This is a genomic window from Rhodococcus sp. NPDC003382, assembly GCF_053589135.1.
Genome location: NZ_JBSFRH010000105.1, coordinates 1 through 2,426 on the forward strand (window position 1 = coordinate 1; position 2,426 = coordinate 2,426).

The 2,426-nt window shown below is 66.4% G+C and carries 4 protein-coding genes; all 4 read left to right on the top strand.

The annotated features are described in order from the left end of the window. Positions 1–241 precede the first annotated feature (241 nt). The 4 genes from purS to ACWDUD_RS30555 all read left to right on the top strand — a co-directional run bounded on the left by purS (position 242) and on the right by ACWDUD_RS30555 (position 2,337). Positions 242–487, top strand: coding sequence for a phosphoribosylformylglycinamidine synthase subunit PurS (gene purS / locus ACWDUD_RS30540; RefSeq protein WP_072809682.1), 246 nt, complete (start codon positions 242–244; stop codon positions 485–487). Continuing rightward, the gene (gene purQ / locus ACWDUD_RS30545) at positions 484–1,158 is read left to right on the top strand and encodes a phosphoribosylformylglycinamidine synthase subunit PurQ (RefSeq protein WP_197253387.1); all 675 of its coding nucleotides are present in this window, start codon (positions 484–486) and stop codon (positions 1,156–1,158) included. Before purS ends, purQ begins: the two co-directional genes overlap by 4 nt. A 132-nt stretch (positions 1,159–1,290) precedes the next feature. Continuing rightward, complete coding sequence (locus ACWDUD_RS30550) at positions 1,291–1,731, top strand: nuclear transport factor 2 family protein (protein WP_450111769.1); 441 nt, start codon at positions 1,291–1,293, stop codon at positions 1,729–1,731. A gap of 255 nt (positions 1,732–1,986) precedes the next feature. Beyond that, positions 1,987–2,337: a VOC family protein gene (locus ACWDUD_RS30555; protein ID WP_197253384.1), complete on the top strand. Its 351-nt coding sequence runs from the start codon at positions 1,987–1,989 to the stop codon at positions 2,335–2,337. The last annotated feature ends 89 nt before the right edge of the window (positions 2,338–2,426 follow it).

Genomic DNA, 2,426 nt, shown 5'->3' on the forward strand with positions numbered 1-2,426 from the left:
GTGAACGTGTTGTGGGCGATGCTCCGCGACGAGGCGGTCTACCAGCCCGCGTCTACCGTCGCGGCGGCTTGACAACTTCATTGAGATTCCTCCTTTTGTGTGGACACTCCTCCTTTATACCCCCTGGGGGTATATCTGTGAAGTGCGTCGACCGGTGCCCGGTGTTCGAGGCCCTCCCGGTAAACTGCTGTTCGTCCGGTGTCCGTCCCCGGGCGCCAGCACTACTACCGAGGAGCAGCACGTGGCTCGTGTCGTCGTCGAAGTCATGCCCAAGGCCGAGATTCTCGACCCCCAGGGCCAGGCCATTGTCGGGGCGCTGTCGCGGCTGGGCTTCCCGGGCGTATCCGATGTCCGCCAGGGGAAGCGCTTCGAGCTCGAGATCGACGGCAGCGTCGACGACGCCGAGCTCGAGAAGATCGCGGAGGGTCTGCTCGCCAACACCGTGATCGAGGACTGGACGGTGCGCCGGATCGACGGTGAAGCATGAGCCGCATCGGAGTCATCACCTTCCCGGGCACGCTCGACGACGTCGACGCGGCCCGCGCGGTCAAGCTCGCCGGCGGTGAGGCCGTGAGCCTGTGGCACGGCGACGCCGACCTCAAGGGTGTCGACGCGGTCATCGTGCCCGGCGGCTTCTCCTACGGCGACTACCTGCGTTGCGGCGCGATCGCGCGCTTCGCGCCCGTGATGGGCAAGGTTGTCGAGGCGGCCAAGGGCGGCATGCCGGTGCTGGGTATCTGCAACGGCTTCCAGGTGCTGTGCGAGGCGGGCCTGCTGCCCGGCGCGCTCACCCGCAACGAGGGCCTGCACTTCATCTGCCGCGACCAGTGGCTCAAGGTCGAGTCGAACTCGACCGCATGGACCTCCCGCTACGAGGCCGGGGCCGAGATCCTCGTTCCCCTCAAGTCCGGGGAAGGCCGCTACCAGGCGTCGCAGGAAGTGCTCGACGAACTCGAGGGCGAGGGTCGCGTCGTGTTCCGGTACGCCGGCGACAACCCCAACGGCTCGCAGCGCGGAATCGCCGGCATCGCGTCGGCGAACGGCCGCGTCGTCGGCCTGATGCCGCACCCCGAGCACGCCACCGAGCCGCTCACCGGCCCCAGCGACGACGGCCTCGGCATGTTCTACAGCGTTCTGGACGCGGTCGTCTCCGCCTGACCGACCCCGGCGCCACGGTGATGGGTGCCTCCCTGTTGCTCGACGACAGGGAGGCACCCATCGCTCGTTCCGGGGCCGAAATGTCTCCGCGGAAATGTTCCTCTCCTGTATCGAATGTCTTATTCTCGCCTGATGGATGTGCAGGCCGTTCACGACAAGCTCGAGATCAAAGAGCTGCTCTACCGCTACGCGCGGTCCGTCGACACGAAGGACTGGGAGGCGCTCGCCTCGGTCTTCACCGACGACGCGCACCTCGACTACAGCTCCGTCGGGTATCCGCCGGGGTCGCGCGACGAGGTCGTCGCGATCCTGTCCCGCGCGCTCGACGCGGTGCCCATGACGCAGCACTTCATCAGCAACATCCAGATCAGCCTCGACGGCGACCGGGCCGACGTGACCGCGATGTTCTACAACCCCATGCAACTGCCCGGAATGGACGCGCTGTCGTTCTGCGGCGGCAACTACCACCATCGCGTCGTGCGCACCGCCGACGGCTGGAAGAGCGAGCACCTGGTCGAGGAGAACCTCTGGTTCGTCAACCCGCCCGCTCGGCAGAACGCTCGGCAGAACTAGAGATCCCGAGACAAGGACGAGGGGCTCCGTCGCTGTCCCGATCAGCGGCAAAGCCCCTCGTCCCGAGTGTCCGGGAGCCGACCCCCCGATCGGGTCCCGGATCGATACCGGAATCCTCCCCCAAGGCGCGGTATCGATGATCATTCTGCCCGCTTCACCCACCAGTTTCCTGAGTAGGAATACGCATCTTTGTGGTGTTTCCTTGTGGCGGTCCCAGGCGCCACAAAGGCACACGGGAAGCGTTAGCTTCACTGCATGGCACTCAGCATCGGCATGATCACATTCGACAGCACCGATCCCGGACCGCTCGCCACCTGGTGGGCCGAGCAGACGGGCGGGCGCATCGACCAGGACAACGGTGGATTCTTCTACATCGTCGCCCTGCCGGACTCGCCGCAGCGGCTCGGCTTCCAGAAGGTCGCCGACCCCACGCCGGGCAAGAACCGCGTCCACCTCGACCTCGGCACCGAGAACCTCGACGACGAGGTCGCGCGGCTCGTGGCCGCCGGTGCGACCGAGGTGCATCGCGAGGACATGGGCGCGTTCCGCTGGGTGACGCTGACCGACCCGGACGGCAATCACTTCTGCGTCGCCTCCGGTCACTGAGGTTTTCTCACCAGGCGGGGGCTTGTAGGTGAAGAAGCACGAGGGCGGCAGCGGTTATCGCGCCGATCCTCCACGGACACAGACTGATT